At 43.5% G+C, this 18,551-nt stretch carries 14 protein-coding genes and 1 pseudogene; 8 read left to right on the top strand and 7 right to left on the bottom strand.

The genetic code is table 11. The features are described from left to right. The 6 genes from F6J94_RS13825 to F6J94_RS13800 form a co-directional block, all read right to left on the bottom strand. Nucleotides 1-1,111: hybrid sensor histidine kinase/response regulator (locus F6J94_RS13825; protein ID WP_293040938.1), on the bottom strand; the 1,111-nt coding region annotated here is incomplete at its 3' end. Between the two features lie 206 nt (nt 1,112-1,317). After that, entirely contained in the window at nt 1,318-1,725 is a 408-nt protein-coding gene (locus tag F6J94_RS13820; RefSeq protein ID WP_229415320.1) for a response regulator, read from the bottom strand. Next, entirely contained in the window at nt 1,718-4,009 is a 2,292-nt protein-coding gene (locus F6J94_RS13815) for an ATP-binding protein (protein ID WP_293040935.1), read from the bottom strand. Before F6J94_RS13815 ends, F6J94_RS13820 begins: the two co-directional genes overlap by 8 nt. 657 nt (nt 4,010-4,666) lie before the next feature. Beyond that, on the bottom strand, nt 4,667-5,749 hold the full coding sequence (locus tag F6J94_RS13810; protein WP_293040932.1) for a DNA cytosine methyltransferase: 1,083 nt from the start codon (nt 5,747-5,749) through the stop codon (nt 4,667-4,669). Between the two features lie 166 nt (nt 5,750-5,915). After that, a complete protein-coding gene (locus tag F6J94_RS13805; RefSeq protein WP_293040929.1) occupies nt 5,916-6,071 on the bottom strand; it encodes a hypothetical protein in 156 nt (51 codons plus the stop codon). A gap of 567 nt (nt 6,072-6,638) precedes the next feature. Then, the gene (locus F6J94_RS13800) at nt 6,639-6,839 is read right to left on the bottom strand and encodes a hypothetical protein (RefSeq protein ID WP_075900035.1); all 201 of its coding nucleotides are present in this window, start codon (nt 6,837-6,839) and stop codon (nt 6,639-6,641) included. A 203-nt stretch (nt 6,840-7,042) separates the two neighbouring features. On the opposite strand from F6J94_RS13800, the gene F6J94_RS13795 reads away from it, so the two are divergent. From F6J94_RS13795 to F6J94_RS13780, 5 genes and pseudogenes are all read left to right on the top strand, one after another. Further along, complete coding sequence (locus F6J94_RS13795) at nt 7,043-7,165, top strand: hypothetical protein (RefSeq protein ID WP_293040926.1); 123 nt, start codon at nt 7,043-7,045, stop codon at nt 7,163-7,165. A 105-nt stretch (nt 7,166-7,270) separates the two neighbouring features. After that, a complete protein-coding gene (locus F6J94_RS13790) occupies nt 7,271-7,603 on the top strand; it encodes a hypothetical protein (RefSeq protein WP_293040923.1) in 333 nt (110 codons plus the stop codon). Between the two features lie 9 nt (nt 7,604-7,612). Continuing rightward, a pseudogene (locus F6J94_RS34260) lies at nt 7,613-7,774 on the top strand (hypothetical protein); the annotation flags it as partial. Between the two features lie 12 nt (nt 7,775-7,786). Then, nucleotides 7,787-8,326, top strand: coding sequence for a pentapeptide repeat-containing protein (locus F6J94_RS13785; protein WP_293040920.1), 540 nt, complete (start codon nt 7,787-7,789; stop codon nt 8,324-8,326). Between the two features lie 517 nt (nt 8,327-8,843). Further along, nucleotides 8,844-9,299, top strand: coding sequence for a DUF6335 family protein (locus F6J94_RS13780; protein WP_293040917.1), 456 nt, complete (start codon nt 8,844-8,846; stop codon nt 9,297-9,299). 11 nt (nt 9,300-9,310) lie between these two features. Here the strand turns inward: F6J94_RS13780 and F6J94_RS13775 are convergent, their stop codons facing one another. After that, the gene (locus F6J94_RS13775; protein ID WP_293040915.1) at nt 9,311-10,525 is read right to left on the bottom strand and encodes a transposase; all 1,215 of its coding nucleotides are present in this window, start codon (nt 10,523-10,525) and stop codon (nt 9,311-9,313) included. A 577-nt stretch (nt 10,526-11,102) separates the two neighbouring features. Here F6J94_RS13775 and F6J94_RS13770 point away from each other — a divergent pair. The 3 genes from F6J94_RS13770 to F6J94_RS13760 form a co-directional block, all read left to right on the top strand. Further along, nucleotides 11,103-11,906: an excalibur calcium-binding domain-containing protein gene (locus tag F6J94_RS13770; protein ID WP_293040913.1), complete on the top strand. Its 804-nt coding sequence runs from the start codon at nt 11,103-11,105 to the stop codon at nt 11,904-11,906. A 125-nt stretch (nt 11,907-12,031) separates the two neighbouring features. Next, nucleotides 12,032-17,821: an alpha-2-macroglobulin gene (locus F6J94_RS13765; protein ID WP_367142205.1), complete on the top strand. Its 5,790-nt coding sequence runs from the start codon at nt 12,032-12,034 to the stop codon at nt 17,819-17,821. Nucleotides 17,822-17,997: 176 nt separating this feature from the next. Further along, nucleotides 17,998-18,551, top strand: a 554-nt coding sequence (locus F6J94_RS13760; RefSeq protein ID WP_293040912.1) for a hypothetical protein, incomplete at its 3' end; no start/stop codon positions are given.

Raw genomic sequence — 18,551 nt, 5'->3', positions numbered from 1 at the left:
GAGAAATCTCACCACCATGAGCTTCCACACATTGTTTAACAATAGCTAGTCCCAAGCCACTACCAGGAATTGTGCCAACATTGCTAGCACGATGGAAAGGCTCAAACAGTTGCGGTTGATCTTCTGGGGGAATGCCCATCCCCTGGTCTTCAATCCGGAATATAACACATTCTGTCTGAGCAATCAGTTCAAACTGAACGGTTCCCCCTGTGGGTGAGTACTTAATAGCATTGGTCAGCAAATTGCTAAAAATGTGTCGCAGCAATCGTTCATCCCATAGGGCTTCCCTCAATTCCCCTTGACTGGTAAAAACTAGCTGATGGTTGTTGTTGGTACTGATTTGTAACTCTTCCACTAATTGGTGACAAAACCGTTTCAAATCCAACCGAGTAGGTTGACACAGGAGTTTGCCGGAATCAGCTTTACTGATTAATGAAACCTCATCCAACAACTCGGCCATGTTTTTGATGGCCGAGCGAATTAGGCGCAAATGAACGAGTTTTTTCTCTTTAGGTAATTGTTCCTCTTTGTCTTGGAGCAATCCAGAACAAAGGAGGATTGTATTTAAGGGATTACGAAAGTCGTGAGAGAGCATGGAGACAAATTCGGCTTTGCGCTGATTGACTTCTTTGGCTCTAACCAACTCAGCGGTTTGTTCCTGAACCTGACTTTCTAGGGCTTGATTTTCTTGTCGTAATGCAACTGCTGCCTGCTTACGTTCAATAGCATAGCGCAAGGAACGAACCAGCATTTTTCCCTTGACTTGCCGCTTGACTAGATAATCTTGTGCTCCTTGACGAACTGCCTCAATGGCTAATTCATCATCATTGGTATTGGTTAGCACTACAATCGGTAAACTAGGCGCTTGCTTGATCAAGGGTCCGAGGGATGCTAGTCCGTGGCTGTCCGGTAGAGTCAGATCTAACAAGATCACATCGTAGGGAATTGACATTGCTCTAGCCTGAGCGATTTCCTGGAGTGCATCCCGCAATCGCTTGACATGAACTAGACTAAACTGCCTGAACTGAGCTTCTTTCAAAAACTCTTGTAACAATCTGGCTTCTGCCAGGTTGTCCTCAATTAACAAGATTTTTACTGACCCTTCAGGCATTACCTTTGAGTATTTCTTCTTTGGGCTTATTGGTCTGGATTTCTCCTTTGATCGAGAATCCTCATTGGTTTCCTTCTTTGTCTTGATGCAAAGCGCGAGTGGGGGAAACCCCCGCAGGTCGGCGCTGCATCGCTTGTGTTAGTCAACCCTGATGTTTAATCCTTAGTGTCTCATGGTTTATGGCTAATCCCTAATCCCTAATCCTTTTATTGTGATGGCAGGGTGACAGTCGAGAGCCAAAAGTCTTCAATTCCTTTGACGATTTTGAATAATTCGCTAAGATTGCGGGATTTGGTGATGTAGCAATTCACATGCAAGTCGTAACTATGGAAAATGTCATCCTGATTTCTTGAGGTAGTTAATACCACCACAGGAATCCGTTTGAGATTAGGGTCAGCCTTAATCTCTGCGAGCACCTCTCGACCATCCTTTTTTGGCAAGTTTAAATCTAGCACGATCAGGTCTGGACGGACGGCATCAGCATACTCTCCTTCTTGGTGTAAGTAAGCCATAGCGTCCATGCCATTTCTGACCGTTACTACCTGGTGGGGTACCGAGCTATTTTTTAACGCTTCTTGGATTAAGCGAATATCGGCTTTATTGTCTTCAACCAAAAATATGATTTTGTGTCTTTCGTCCGTTTCTACGCTCACGCTCGCGTCCCCTTACTGGAATTGTAAAATAGAAGGTGGCACCGTGACCTAGTTCTGACTCTACCCAAATTTTGCCCCGGTGGCACTCCAGAATCTTTTTACAGATAGCCAAACCCATACCTGTGCCAGGATACTCATCCCGGGTGTGCAGACGTTGGAAGATCACGAAAATGCGATCGCTAAACTGCGGTTCAATGCCAATGCCATTATCCTGCACTGAAAATAGCCATGAATCCTCCAGTCGTTTTGCCCCCACATGGATTTCCGGCGGCTGTTCACTGCGGAACTTGATCGCATTACCAATTAAATTCTGGAACAGTTGCATCAACTGGGTGCTATCAGCCATAACTGTTGGGAAGGGGTCATGGGTAATCACTGCCCCAGTTTCACGGATGCGTCCCCGCAAATTAGCCAGAGCATGGTCTAAGGCCGTCTCCACTTCCGTCAGTTTAAACTCAATGCCCTGCAAATCGACTTTCGAGTAAGCCAACACATCATCAATCAGGGTTTGCATGAGGCTGACTCCCTCAACCGCAAAGGTAATAAACTCGCTGGCATCTTCGTCAAGTCGGTCATTATAGCGCATTTCTAAAAGCTGCACATAATTTGCCACTTGATTCAGGGGTTCTTGCAGGTCATGGGATGCCACATAAGCAAACTTTTTCAGTTCAGCATTGGAACGTTCTAGATCCTGAGCCAATTGAGCCAATTCATCAGCTTGACGCAGGACAATATTAATCAGTGCTTTCCTCAGTTCCAGTGCTGTCTTAATTTCCACCTGTTTCCAGGGTAAAGAGGTTAAGCGAACGGTTTCTTTCCACAGTTCAAAGGATTTACGAGGCGACAGTTGCAAAGTACCCTCTGTGTGGGTTGTTTCAAAGGCTTTATTGGGGTCTCCCCCCCAATTAACAGTTTGAATCACCTCTGGTCGGAACCACAGCACATAGTTTCTCTTGGAAATGGGGATGGCTAGCAGCCCACTACCAATATCTTTAAACCGTTGTGCATCAGGATAAAGGCGAGGCAGGGAATCGGTATAGAACACCTCTTCATTAACATTCTGTTTCAGCCATTGCACCAAAAACTTCAGGTCTTCTTCACTAGGGGTCTCACCAATAACCGTAAAATTATCCCCAAAACAAATTGCTGCACCTTGAGCACTAGTCAAGTCCAGTAAATTAGGGTCATGCTTAACTAAGCCATCAATAAAGTTTTCTTCTTGGGACATATACTCAATCAATATCGATTGAGTATAGGACAACTTCATCTGATAGTCATAGTCTTCCGTCTCTTCTCGGGCTGAAATTTCTGAGAATATCACTCGTCCTAAAAATTCGCAAGCTTTGCGCAACTCATAGGATACATACTTAGGGGTTTGATGATGACAAGCAATAAGTCCCCAGAGTTTTTTATCTTTAATCAATGAAATCGTCAAAGACGCCCCAACTCCCATATTGTGGAGGTACTTGATATGACAGGGGGAAGCACTTCTGAGAATCGATAATGTTAAATCAAGGGGACGATTGGTGATGGGGTTATCGGTAGGAAAAATCTCAACAGGTTGGGAATTGGCATCTGGAATTAATCGGATCCAATTGGAACAGAATAATCGTCTGGCTGGTTTAGGAATATCCGATTCTGGATAGTGTAAGCCTAGGTAAGATTCCAGACTGTCTAGTTTTTCTTCCGCAATAACGGCTCCATGGTCATCATCTTCAAACTTATATAGCATCACCCGGTCAAACCCAGTGACCTTTCGCACCTCTTTGACAATGATCTGACAAAAATCCCGGAGATTGGAGGTTTGTTGGAGCTGGTTGATGGAGGCTCGTGCTAGATGATAAAAGCTTAAAAATGGGATAGTCTCCCGGGAAACTGCTGGTTCTAATTCCAGAATCAGACATCCATCTGAGTTACGATGAAATACACCATCAAAGACTGCGTAATCATCGCCTTTTTTCCTCACCCAAATTTTAGTAGGATTGATCATATCTAGATTTTCCTCAGATAACCCAGCTTTAATTCTCTCCACTTGGAATGGGTCAAGTACATCTTCTAGGGTTTTTTCTAGCATGGCTTCGGGAGGGATTCCCAAAACCCTAGAGGTATTGTTGCTAACTTGTAAGATTTTTAGCTCAGGCTCTTCCAGTACCAACAGTCCCCCATGAGGCTGAATTTGACCAATCACATGAATCGGTTCGTGATCCAAGTTGGTTTGTTGTACTGGTAAATCTATTCCTACCATAATTCTCCGACCTTAATCCAGGATTATCAACAGTTATACGACCTCTGTAAGGAAGTCTCCTTGATTACCAATATCATTCCAAATACTATTTCTAATACTATTTAGTTTTTACCTTGTGAATCTTTAACGGAACTTACCTATGACTACCTAGTATTTCCTAGTATATCCCAGTAAGTCAAGGATTAGGTCTAGAGAAATTTTTAAAAAAATATTAAATTTTTTGGTAATGCCTTTAGATCTCCTGCTGTTTATGGGATTCCTCTTGCCATCAAGGGGAATGTTAGGCTTGCTTCTAAAAAAATATTAATAATAATACGTAAAAACTCAATACTTAATAATTTAACTTAACAAAAAACGTTAACTTCTGATGGACAAACGTGAACGCAAATCAGGTTGCTACACATCACTTTCATCTCTCCACACTCCATTAAGGGAGTAGGGAGTAGGGAGTAGGGAGTAGGGGTAACTAAGTTTACTGTACCTCCTGTATGTCATAAGTATGATTAACGCTATAAAAATCTTTCTGATCTCCCCACACCTCCCACACCTCCCACACCTCCCCATCTCCCCATCTCCCCATTCCCCTCCTGGGAGGGGTTAGGGGTGGGTCCCCATCTCCCCATCTCCCCATCTCCCCATCTCCCACGCTCTTATCCCCTACAGCCGCAGATGCAATGTGTCGCAAAGCTGATCAAAATAGGATTGAAAGTCTTTTGTGGTTGATAGCTCAGAGGGGAAGATTGCTTGATGGATTGCTTCTCCAACTGCTTTGGCTAACCGTGGTGGTACAGCATTACCAACTTGTCTGTATCGTGATGTTTTAGAACCTTTGAATACAAAATGATCAGGAAAGGATTGGAGTCTAGCTGATTCCCGTACCGTCAGCCGTCTTACCCCTTCAACTGTTCCTGATCTCGGCTTTCCCCCATTCATTAAATGACGGTGATACACCAGTAAAACACCTTCAGGATCAATAATGTGGGTGCGGTAACCTCCCGTAGTAGCGGTAATGGTAGGACTTGGTGCATCGAAATTGATGGGTTTTCCCCCACCCTTGACTAGGGTTCCTGTCCAAGGGGTAGGACGAATAACGGGTTTATTGGCATAGGAAACTTTAGTGCTATTCGGCTCATAGTCGGGAACATCAGTTAAGGCTGAACCTGATGAAATATAGGGATTAGATGTCCCTAACCCATGGCTTTTTAGGGGAAACATAAAATCATTTTTTGTGGCTAAACCGACGAAAAATAGACGTTCACGATACTGGGGAATTCCATAGTATGCTGCTTCTAAAACCTCTACATAAACTGAATAATACAGGGCTTGAAACTGCTGTTCAATCCATTGATAATAATTAAAATTTTTAGAGCTTTTCAACCCAGGCATAGTTTCCATTAAAAATGCCTTGGGTCGAATCTCCCTTACCGCTCGAATAAATTCTGGAACTAAATCCTTAGGGTTGGCTCGGGATAACTGTTTATTTGGGTGTTTGTTTCGGACAGAAAAAGGTTGACACGGTGGGGATCCTACTACTAGGTCAATACCTTGAAATTGAGTAAAGTCTATAGCTCTAACATCGGAGCGAATAACATTAGTGCTAGGAAAGTTTTCTCGATAAGTGGAAACAGCAGATTTATCAATTTCTATTGCTGTGGTGATCTGCCACCCAGCCATATGGAAACCCAGAGAAAGCCCACCTGCACCTGCAAATATATCGATGGCGTTTTTGGAATCATTCATGAGTTAGTGATCAGTTTTTCGCTATCAGCTATCAGCTCGGTAGAGTAGGTTGAGGGAGCAGGGAGTAGGGAGCAGGGAGTAGGGGTAAGAAAATTTACTGTACCTCATAACTATGATCAGGGCTATATTTAGACTAATTGTAGTTTAAGGGTATCAGCTGATTTTGTTATGCCAAATTGCTACATATACCAAAGGGAACAGGGAACAGGGAACAGGGAGTAGGGAACAGGGAGTAGGGAGTAGGGAGTAGCGATGCAGCGCGGTCTTGGGGGTTTCCCCCATGAGCGACTGCATCAAGACGGGAGTAGGGAAAAGAGAACAAAAATTCTCACAATTCCTACACGGATTGGTATATTTGATTATTTAAGGTTAGTAAGATTTAAGGTTTAAGGTTTAAGGTTTAAGGTTGCAGGTTTAAGGTTGAAGGTTTAAGGTTTAAGGTTGCAGGTTGAACGCGCACGCGTGTCTAAAGGCCAAGGTTTAAGGTATAAGGTTGTTCGCGTGGGTGCATCTCATATTTGTAAAAAAGTGCGGTAGGCTGCGTTAGGGGCGAGCTCACCAAAAAAAATGGCGTTGCTGAATCAAGGAATGAATGCATGATCATCTGGTTGTGGTCAAGCCCCCGTTGGTCCCCCAACTTTGGGGGACTTTGAAAGTCTTTTTCCCCCCAAAATTGGGGGGCTAGGGGGGCAAAACCATACCCAGAATCAGCAACGCCAAAAAAATAGCCGTAGAAATACTATCCACGGCTATTTAAATGACTTATGTCACTGAGTTCCCAAACCGAAACTGATGTGATCTTATTTGATTGAGCTTGGTCTTTCGGCCACCCTACGGGACCAGACCGGAGCCAAGGCTCTGGGGGGAAGCCCCCCCAGAAATTAAGGTGTTATGGCAACAGCCAATACTTCATCATGGTTGTCTTCACTTCCCCTGGAGTTTCAGTAGGTTCCAAAGGGCTCCAGTCGGCAATCTCCCCATAGCCAAGGGAATAAAACCTTTGCATACTATGGATTACGGCTTGACGAGGACCTTTTAGAGTGTGCTCAACAGGTTGTTTCTTGAAGTTTTGGTTAGAGTATTTTGACATAAGTCAGAACTTGAAATCATTGTGGCTTTATATTAATTATTGTAATGATTATAATTTAATTTATCAAGGGTTTTTATAAGTTTTTATTTGGAAGTTTTAGAGATAGTTAAAAAAAATGATTGGAGCAGGGAGACTATGTAATAATAAGTGAAATTATAGCGTTTATAGGACTCATGATGTACATATAATTATTTTACTACTGGTTGTTCCCTGTTCCCTATTCCCTGTTCCCTGTTCCCTGTTCCCTATTCCCTATTCCCTGTTACCTATTCCCTGTTCCCTATTCCTTATTGCCTATTCTATGTTCAAAACTTCTGATGCTATAGTTATGCTAAATCAGCAAGACTATGACAGAGTTTAGCCAGGGTAATAAAACTAAAAAACTAACTATCGCCGCTTCTTAAAAAGGTGTAGAAACAGCGAAAAAGGCTTTGGATAAGCTAGGATTTGAGTTAAAAAGTAACTTTACCAAGTCACAATGGATAAGTCGCAATACAGTTACAAAATTTTTTAGGTTAGAGCCAATTCAGCTTGATTTATTTAAACGGATATGCGAGGGATTGACCCTAGACTGGAAAGAAATTGCGGGAATAGCAGAAGAACAAGCATCAGAACAGCTAAACAAAACTGATGGCAGTAGCTCAGAGCTGGTGAAGGGTGTAGAGCAAAGTGAATCCCTGAGCCAAAAAGAGACTGTAATCGAGAGACACAGTGAAACAATCAAAGCTGTTCTTGTATTAGAAGGAGATATAAATTCAGTTTAACCTTCAAAACTGATTGAATCTATTTTACAACAATCTTCAGGATACACGATCAACATTATTGATATTAAAACCAGCAGCTTAATTCTAAAGGGGTCTCAAGAAGCTATCGAAGGGCTTGAAGCTCGGATAAAATCAGAAGACCTAAAAGAATTAAGCGGTTTTCCTATTAAAGATATTCAAATTTTGAACGAAAGGTCAGATGATGAAGAAAATAGCAACCTTGATCATAAATGGCGTCTAGTGGCAGAGATTACCAGCAGTGGAGCTGTGGGTCGAGATTTGAGGGGTGCGGACCTTAGTGATGCCGACCTCAGTGATACGAAGCTTAGTGGTGCTAATCTATGTGATGCGGACTTGAGGGGTGCAGACCTTAGTGGTGCCGACTTAAGTGGTGCCGACTTCAATGATGCAGACCTGAGTGGTGCCCACCTCAGTAGTGCTAACCTGATTCGTGCTAACTTGATTCGTGCTAACTTGAGTGGTGCCAACCTCACTGGTGTTAACCTGATTCGTGCCAAGCTGATTGGTGCCAATTTCAGTAATGCCAACCTCAGTGGTACTAACCTCAGTGGTGCTAACCTCAGTGGTGCTAACCTTAATGGTGCCGACCTCAGTGGTGCCAACCTCAGTGGTGCTGAATTGAAAAATGCCCGATTCACATATATTGTAGGACTTGATGAATCTACTAAGCTTAAGCTAATTCAAAGAGGAGCAATTTTTTAGAATTTTCCAGCTTAACCCTCTGAAATTAGTTCTTGAAACATTACCAGTTATGTGTCTTAAAAAAAAGCGATCGCATAATCTACATAACTGGTAATTATACGGATAATTTATCTATCTGTCTTAAAAAAGAGCGATCGCATAACTTACATAACTGGTAATTAGTCTAAAGGTAGGTGAACCTAAAGGATAAATCCTAATTTTCAATTCTTCAGCTAGGGTTTAAACAAAGCGACCAATCACTTTTTTATAAAGTTCATATTCAGGGGAAGGATCCATGATTTCTAGCTTCCCACGATTGTAGGTAAGGCGTAAGCAGCGATAGTTTTACAATTTATTGAGTAATGTTTAATAGTGTTGCTAACTGAACCCATAGCGTTATATTCCTTATAATGCTGGGGTAAAGGGAGTGATGGTGATGGGGAGAGTGCTTTGGAATTATAGTTATTTTAGCAGTACAATTTAAGTAGAAGGAGACTAGTTATGAATCAAGCAATGACACTAATCAGGAGTAAGGATTATGAAAGATTACAAGAACAACGATGTAGTCAACTCTTATGAAATGCTGAAACGAGAGGAAGGGTATACTGACAACCGTAATACAGAAGAAGTCTTTTTAGCAGACCTGACTGGAATAGAAGACCCTGACCGGATTTTTGAGGGTGTGGTTGACCGTGACACTGGGATGGGACGCACCTTAGAGAAGTTGAGAAGTAGTAAACTATCCGGTGGCAATGTCACCGGTGGCGATATTTATGATAATTGGTATCAGGCTGCAGTGGTGGGTGAAGAAGCAGTTGGAGGAGAAACGCCCACTCCTGACCAAAATGTAACTGAAGACTTGCTGGAGTCCATGGGAATTTCTTCAGTTGATGGTGAAGCTGTCCAAACTCGAGACAAGTTAGAGGTTCGCGATCACCTCCGCTGGGAGCTGAACCCTGAATCTTCTGAAGATTACTCCCAACACTTGAATTGACACTCCCCGGTCTAAAGACGCGGGGATTCTTCGCTCAACGACTCGACTTGCTCAACCAGGCCGGAACCAGGAAGAGTAGAGGCCAAATCTCCCGAAGCGTTCAGATCTTTTAAGATCCAGGTTCCGACGTGCCCCGTCGTACCTAAGGCTCTTTTAAGAATGTTGATTGCGGCATTGTGGTCTCTATCTAACTGACAGCCACACTTGCAGGCGTGAGTTCTAGTTGATAGGGACTTTTTCACTTCCTCGCCACAACTGGAACAATTTTGACTAGTATAGGCAGGATTTACCGCGACAGTTATCTTGCCAAATTTAGTGCCAAAGTGCTCCATCCATTCCCGAAATTGATACCAACCTGCATCATTAATAGACTTAGCGAGACAGTGGTTTTTGACCAAGTTTTTAACTCTCAAGTCTTCGTAAGCAACCAGGTCGTTAGACCGGATTACGCAACGTGCCAGTCTCTTGGCATGTTCTATGCGCTGCCTACTTATCTTGAGATGCGTCCTACCCAGTCTATTAATGGCTTTTCTACGATTAGCAGAGCCTTTCTTTTTTCGAGAAACTCTACGCTGATAGAACTTAAGGCGCTTTTCCCCTGTTCTGTAAAATCGGGGATTAGGTTCAGTCTGGCCAACAGAGTCAGTGTAGAAGTCCTTTAATCCCACATCTAGCCCTAGGACTGTGCCAGTTGGATCTAATTCCTCTTTGATGTCAACTGAAACGCAGAATTGGACATAGTAACCATCAGCTCGACGGACTATCCGAACTCGCTTGATCTGTTTTTTGTCAAAGCGCCACAAATCCCATGTACCTTTGAGCTTGAGCTTCCCTATTCCCTTCTTGTCCCTGAACGTTATCGACTTTTTCTCGGGAGACAACTTCCATCCAGACTGCTTATACTCTACTGAGCGGCAGTTTTTCTGGAATCTTGGAAAACCTTTCTTTCCAGGTACTTTTTTCTTACAGTTATCAAAGAATCGGGAGATTGATGACCACGCTCTTTCAGCACTAGACTGGCGAGCAGTAGAGTTCAGTTCATTAGCAAAAGGAAAGTTTTTGGCGAGAACAGTACTGTATTTATTGAGGTCAAACTTATTAACGCCCTTGTTGTCCATCCAGTAACGCAGACAGCTATTTCGGATGAATTGAACTGTCCGAATAGCCTCATCTATAGCGGAGTATTGATGTTTTTTGCCGTACGCCTTGAACTCTAAAATGATCATCAGTTTCGACCTCAACTGTTTCTTACTTTATTCTACAACACTCAGACTAAGATTCAGAATTTTTCAATAATATTTTTCTCACGGCGGCTAAAGCCGCTGCGTTCACGAAGTGTCGCCTACGGCGAGCCTTCATCCCCGGTTTAAAAACACGGGGTTTTCGGCTTGGGGGAATTTTATAAGGTGTTGTTGGCAACGGATGGCTTAACGGATGTGAGGGATAGGGAGAGGGATTGATGGTTTTTTGGTAATCTATTAGTTTGGGAATTGATTAGTTTGGAACTATCGGGACTTAACCAATAAAAAACCTCTAAAAGAGGGGATATTTGCTGGCAACTTTAGTTTTCCCCTCTAGTTAAATCCCGATAAATCAGACAACTACCACAAATTAAACAAGGAAACAATGATTATTTATAAAAAAAATAGGTAATTTTATTACGGATTACGTGTTATTAATATACTACATCTTGAAGTGTGTATTTTAGTTGACAAATTTGAAAAATTAACGTAAAGTCTTGAAAGTCATCTAAATCATAGAATAGTGAAAAAAAATTTACTGAGAAGCTTTCAATCTTTTTTGATGACAGTTCTGTTGATGCTGCCGATAGTAGCATCACTGACTAGTTACCCCGATATAGCCCTAGCCCAAACAGAGCCTAACGTCTCCAGCCCTGGTTCTGAGGTTGAAATCCTACATCCAACTGCTTTTATTAACTTAAATAAAGGCTTATTAAAACCTAATTATGGAGCTGTAGTTAACATTTTCAATGGAAATGGACTGACTGGTAGCGGCACGGAACTGGATAAAATCCACGTAGCTGGAGGAAATCCAGCTGACTTTCTCTCAGCTAGTCTAAAAAATGGTGCAACGGCAGCTGATGTCAACTTTGACTTTGACTTTGGCAGCCCAGTCGTCTTGAATACACTAGCCCTATGGAATTACAATGCTTTCAATACAACGGCAACTAATCGGGGCATCAAAGACTTTATCTTAGTTCTCTCTAACAAGGCCGATTTTAGTGACCCAGTTTTTGAATCTTCAACCCTAACTCTGCCTAAAGGACCTGCAACCAATATTCCGGCTACTATCTTCTCTTTTCCTAATGTGAAAGCTCAGTTTGCCAGAATCGATGTTGTCTCCAACTATGGACCGACAAGTCTGATTGGCTTATCTGAGGTTCGTTTTGCCAAGATGCTTAGTAACACAACATCTAAGCCGCCTTCTGCTCCACAAACTGAATTTCCCAATTGCGTGAATTCAGATTGCAATTGTTCAGATTTCAGTACTCAAGCTGAAGCCCAACAGGTGCTTGATGGCTTTCCCGGCGACCCCTACCGGCTAGACCGTGATAAAGATGGTATCGCTTGTGAGTCACTGCCGTAAACAAAGTGGCGTTATTTAATCATTCCATTATTAAGCAACGCCCCTGCAACAAGCGCCCTACCCCGGCGAGTTAAGGAAACTTAGTACAATCCTGCCAAATTAAAAAATCTGAGCTTTAATCAAAAATGGAAGCTCCAAAAGGAAAATCTAGGCACGCCATGGGTAGGGTAATTAAAACAGCCATAGGGTTATTACTGGGATTATCTCTCATCCTAGGAATAATAAGCTGTGATAGCGCTAAACTAACGTCAGGGTTTCAACCCTTACCAGCAGTAGCTCCCCTACCGATGCCTCAAATCCCAGAGTGGATTGAACAAATTAGTCCCATCGGCATGGCTGAGCCCCTTTCCCAAATTCGGATTCGCTTCAAAGACCCCCTGATTCCCGTTGAACGCTTGGGAAGTCCGAATCAGCGGGAAATCTTACAGAAATTTGAAATCATACCCCCTATCCCTGGGAAATTTCGTTTCTTAACCCCACGGATGGTAGGATTCCAAGCTGACCAAGCTCTGCCTCTAGCCGCTCGTGTCCAAGTTACCATCAAAGCAGGATTAGCTGACCTAAACAATCATAGTCTAGAACAAGACTTAGCCTGGACATTCAATACTGCTCCGATCCAGTTAACCAATTTGCCAGCAACTCAGAGGAATCCAGAAGCAGAACCAGAACCGATTGCTCTGGAGCCTAAGTTACAGTTTACCTCTAATACTCAATTGGATCTGGCTTCAGTAAAGCAGCACTTGACCATGACACCGAAAGGTCAGACTCAGAGTGTCAAGCTAGATGTAGCCCTTAAAGAACAAGCAGATGTTTCCAATGAGTATAGGCAACCCGCTCAGGAATTTAACCCCTCCTTGCGGCAATGGATTTATACAATCACCCCTAAGCAACCCCTCACTAAAGCTACCGATTACAAATTAGCCTTTGCCCCTGGTGTGGGTCCCGCTCGCGGCAATATCCCTACCGAAACCGCTTTCGTTAGTCAAGTCAAAACCTTTGACCCCTTGACCTATAAAAAAATTACCTTTTACGGACAGCCAGAGGCGGGAGGCGCTTATGGACGGTTTGTGAAAGGGGCAGCTCAGTTGGAATTTAATAATCCTTTGCTGGCCTCTTCCGCCATGGAGCATATTACGGTTGAGCCTGCTCCCAAGGAAGCTCCCAAATTGGTGCAAGCTTATGATGGCAATCGATTCGTTAACCTTAATCCTTGGGCATTAGAACCAGAAACTACCTATACAGTTACTCTGGGTGCTAATCTCACTGACCAATTTGGGCAAACCTTGGGTGAACCTGTAACCTTTAAGTACGAAACAGGGGATTTAGCAGGGGATATCTGGGCTCCCTCGGATTTGCATATCTTTCCCTCTACCCTAAAACGCAATTCCGAGTCCCTACAGTTGAATATTTCTACGGTCAATTTACCTCAACCAGAGTATAAAGCCGCTTATCGCATCGTTCAACCTACTGACTTGGTCTATAAAGATTCTGCTTATCCCAGTGGCAAGAGCAATGATTTATTACCGAACCCAAGTCAATGGGAGCGTTTCCGGGTAGCGGGAAAGAAAAATAAAACCACTAATATCGCGGTTTCCCTGAGGAAACGACTGGGAGGTTCAACGGGAATGTTGGCCTATGGGGTGCAAGCGAAAACCTATCGCTATCAAGATGGGAATGGAAACGAAAAGTGGTGGGAACCAAAGTATTATGGCATGGTGCAGCTGACCAATTTGGGAGTGTTTGCGCAATGGTTTCCTGATTCGGGTTTGGTGCAAGTGAATCATCTGTCCAATGGCTCACCAGCAGCAGCAACGGTAGAGATATATAAGTCTGAGCTGAATGCTTCCTATCGAGGCACACCAAAACCCTGTGCGATCGCAAAAACTGACAGAACTGGCACCATTGCCCTAAACAGCCAGGCTCTTCGGCAATGTATGAATGGGGCAACGCGCTTCACTAAAGGCCCGCAATTACTGGTAATTGCTAAAGAAGGCAAAGATTGGGCATTTACTCGAACCAATGAATATAGTGGGTATTATGGCTACGGGATTTATTCAGACTGGGACAATGGCAAACCCAAATCCCGAGGCACTATTTTCTCAGACAGACAGCTTTACCAACCAGGAGAAAAGGCTTGGTTCACCGCAGCAGCCTATTATCTCGAAAAAGATAAGCTCACCCAAGACAAAAATGCATCTTATCAGGTCACGCTGGTAGAACCCAATGGTAAAAAGACAGACTTAGGCACTAAGAAAACTAATGAATTTGGTACCTTCTCCCTAGAATTACCCCTGAAAGAGAATCAACCCCTAGGTTTCTATACCGTTGAAGCCACGGGAAGCAATGGCAAAAAAATCTCAGGTGGTTTCCGAGTAGCTGAGTTTAATCCTCCTAATTTTAAAGTTGACCTTACCCTTGCTCAAAAATTTGCTAACATGGGCGAGAAGGTGGACGCTAATGTCCAAGGAAATTATTGGTTTGGTTCAAATGTAGATGGGGGTAAGGTTGCCTATTATGTCACCCGCACCCCCGTCTACTTTACTCCAGCAGGATGGGAAGAGTTTTCCTTTGGTCAGCAGTGGTTTTGGCCACAAGAAAGACCGCAAGTTACCAGTGATGTCCTCCAAACTAATCAAACTTTAAGTGAGTCTGGGGAAAGTAGTCTAACTATTCCGGTGACGAAAGACCTGCCCTATCCCATGACTTACCGGGTAGATTCCCAAGTTACCGATGTCTCGAATCTGTCGGTATCCGATTCTAAAACATTTACAGCTTTACCTAGCGATAAACTAATTGGATTAAAAGGGGATTGGGTGGCGGATGCCGGAAAACCATTCTCTGTAGACGTGATTGTTACTGACCCCACCGGTAAAGTGATTAAAGGACAATCAGTACGCCTGGAACTGCAAGAGATGAAATACAGCAGTGTCACCCAGGTCTTGGCAGGGAGTCAGCGAGAAAAGAATCAGGTAGAATACAAAACCGTGAAAGAGGTAACTGTCCGTTCCGGTAGTAGTCCCAAATCCATTAAGCTCACTCCTCCCTCATCCGGTTCTTATCGAATTCGCGCTAACTTTGCTAAGGCTAAAAATGACTTAGCAGCAACAGACTTGCAAATTTGGGCAACCGGTGGAAACGCAGTGTACTGGGGGTCTCGCTATGATAACTCTCGCCTGGATATCAAACTAGACAAGGATAGCTATAAGCCTGGGGAAACAGCCACAGCCTTGATTCAATCTCCTTATGCCGAAGGGGAATTGTATTTTTCAGTAGTTCGGAACAATACCCTCTATCGCAAAGTAGTCAAAGTTAAAGGGGGTGCGCCAGAGATTAAGTTCAAAGTCACTCCGGAGATGGTACCTAATGCCGCAGTAGAAGCAGTAGTAGTGCGCCAAGGCAAACCCCTCTCCCAAGTTGAGCCGGGGAGTGTAGAAAATCTGGTGCGGATTGGTTTTGCTCCCTTTAATACCAGCTTGGATGATAACTATCTCAAGGTAACAGAGACATTGCAGTCTAAGTCCATTGAACCTGGTGCTAAGCAAACTGTGGAATTAGCATTGCAAGATTCTAAGGGTAAACCTGTAAAGGGACAGTTTACCGTCATGGTTGTCAATGAAGCTATCTTGCAACTGAGTGGCTACCAAGTACCGGATTTAGTAGAGACCGTGTATGCTCAGCAAGATATTTCCACTCGCTTCAGTGATAACCGTCCTAAGGTGGTCCTAGAAAACCTAGCGGCGCAAATGACGCGAAAAGGCTGGGGCTATGGTGGAGGAAAGTCTTCTGGCGCAGCTAGTACTCGGATTCGCACGGAATTCAAACCCTTAGCCTACTACAATGGTTCACTGGTAACAGATGCCAATGGTAAAGCAAGGGTAACCTTTAAACTACCAGATAACTTAACCACTTGGCGGGTGATGGCAGTAGCAACGGATGGAAACCTACACTTTGGGAATGGCCAGGCTACCTTTATCACCACCAAGCGGCTGATGGCTAATCCAGTATTACCTCAATTTGCTCGTCCAGGCGATCGCTTTAAAGCTGGGATAGCGCTAATTAATAATACTGGGCAAACGGGAGATTTACAAATTAATGGACAACTGACCGGTGCCGTTCAGTTTGATGGTGGTAAAGGGCCTACGCTGAATCAAAAAACCTCAGCCAAGAACGGAACCAGTGGTTATCGTTTTCCGATGGTAGCCAATAACTTGGATAAAGCTAAAGTCAAGTTTACGACTAAGCTCAATGGTAATCAGGATGGGTTTGAAGTACCCTTAGCTGTTAAACCCGTTGACATTACTGAGCAAGTGGTGGAATCGGGAGTAACCAGGAATCAAGTAAAAATTCCGGTGAATATAGCTAGTAACGTGGTACCTGACGCGGGAGGGTTAGAGATTTCCCTAGCTAGCACTCTGATTCCTGAGATTACTGCTCCCGCTAAGCAAGTGTTGGATAACGAAGACTTACCCTTCTTAGAACCGGTAGCAAGTAAATTAGCGATCGCATCCAATTTGGAAATACTCGGCAAACAATATGGTCAGACCTTTGCTGAGTTTAACCCTAGCCAACAAAGCACTGAGGCTATCAAACAGTTACAGAAACTCCAGCGACCAGATGGTGGCTTTGCCAGATGGCCCGGACAAAAATCCTCAGACCCCTTCGTGTCTCCCTATGCTGCTACTGCTCTAGCTCGGGCTAAAGCAGCAGGATTATCAGTAGATGCTGGGATGGTGAGCCGTCTCCAGAACTACTTGCAGAAAATATTGGCAAATCCTGGTCAGTATGATTATTGCAAGAGCGTAGTGTGTAAGAGTAAGGTGCGATTAGAAGCACTGATGGGGTTAGCAGAACTCGGTCAGACCCGCAGTGACTTCCTAGGATACCTTTATGAACAGAGCAGTAACTTCGACCGGGTCACTCAGATTAAATTAGCGCGTTACTTATTCCAGTTTCCTCAGTGGCGGAGCCAAGCCCAAACTCTAGTTAATCAGTTTCAGGAAAGCATCTATCAAACTGGGCGTTCAGCTCGGATAAACTTACCCCAAAGCTGGCGTTGGCTGGATTCTTCTACAACTGCACAAGCTCAAGCCTTGCGCCTATATATCGCCCAAAACAGCTCAGCCGAGGTTCGCAGTAAACTATTACAAGGGTTATTAGAGTTACGGCGAGACGGCACTTGGCAAACTAGCTACGATAATGCCCAAGCCTTGAGTGCCTTAGTAGACTATAGTCGATTACAGCCTACACCCCCGAGCTTTGCAGCAACGGTGGAACTAGCCGGGAAAAAACTTGGCTCAGCCCAATTCCAGGGGTATCAGAAACCTAGTCAATCGATTCAGGTTACTATGGATAAGTTACCCCGAGGTCGCCATGACCTAATTGTCAAAAAATCTGGTTCAGGGACTCTACACTACTTAACCAGCTATCGTTATCGCTTACAAGGCAATCAACCCGGTCGGTTTAATGGATTACGAGTAAACAAGACCATACGTCCCGCTAATCAGGAAAAAGTGTTGCGAAAGATTGGACTGTATGCTCTCAAAGACCCATTAACAGTACCAGCAGGACAAGTGTTTGATATTGGTGTGGAGGTGATTACCGATCATCCAGTGGATCATGTCGTGATCGAAGATCCCTTACCAGCTGGGTTGGAAGCAGTCGATACTAGTTTCCAAACTGCTACCCCTTACTTCCAAGCTCAACAGGATAGCTGGCAAATTGATTATCAGAAAATCCATCGCGATCGCATTGTGGCTTATGCCGATCGATTGGAAGCTGGTGTCTATAATTTACATTATCTGGTGCGGTCAGTGACACCAGGAACCTATTTATGGCCCCCTGCTCAAGCACACCTCAACTATGCCCCAGAAGAATTTGGTAGGTCGGCTTCCTCTACGTTAGTGATTAGTGATTAATGATTAGTTAATTATTAATTGTTAATTATTAATTATTAATTGTTAATTGCTAATTACCATTTTGCTTTTGCCTTAAATTGACAAATTAATAGTGATTAAATACCCTTTTAAAGTTGATGGTGCTAAATCCATATCCCAATCAAAAACCAAAAGTCCGCCCCTTGGAGGTCAAGCTAATGTTAGAGTTCAATAAATCTTCAGCTATCGACATTGATAAAGGAAATTCTACAACAAGTAATAATCATGAAACCATCGAAACCGTTGTGAAAACGGAGACTCAGGAAACTAATAAAATAGGCTTAACTCAGCCAAAATTTTGGTCGAAGCCACTGATTGGACATATCGCCATAACGTCTGTATTGGTTTTACTGATTACTGTAGGAGTTATATTTCTCTATTCCTTAGGTAACTACCAAACTCAAAAGTGGTTGTTGCCCCCAAGAGAACCAGTTGCCTATACTGAGACCATCGCTGATGCTGCTCCCCTTGAACAAGAAAGAATTGGTGACCAAATCCAAGAAATCCAAGCGCGAGACCAAAGGCATTTTAAAATGATGACATTCTTCTACAACAATTACTATATGTCTAAGTTAATGACCTATGGTACAGCAATTGTAGCAGGAATTTGTTTACTGTTTATTATTCGATCAGGTTGGAATAGTACTCACCCTTATGTGATTAATATCTTCGTAGTGGTTTCAGCCTCAGCTATTCTGTTTGGAAATCTTCC

This window comes from Moorena sp. SIO1F2 (assembly GCF_010672755.1).
Taxonomy (GTDB): domain Bacteria; phylum Cyanobacteriota; class Cyanobacteriia; order Cyanobacteriales; family Coleofasciculaceae; genus Moorena.
The sequence above is the reverse complement of the archived record's forward strand: the minus strand, read 5'-3'. Positions and strand labels throughout refer to the sequence as shown.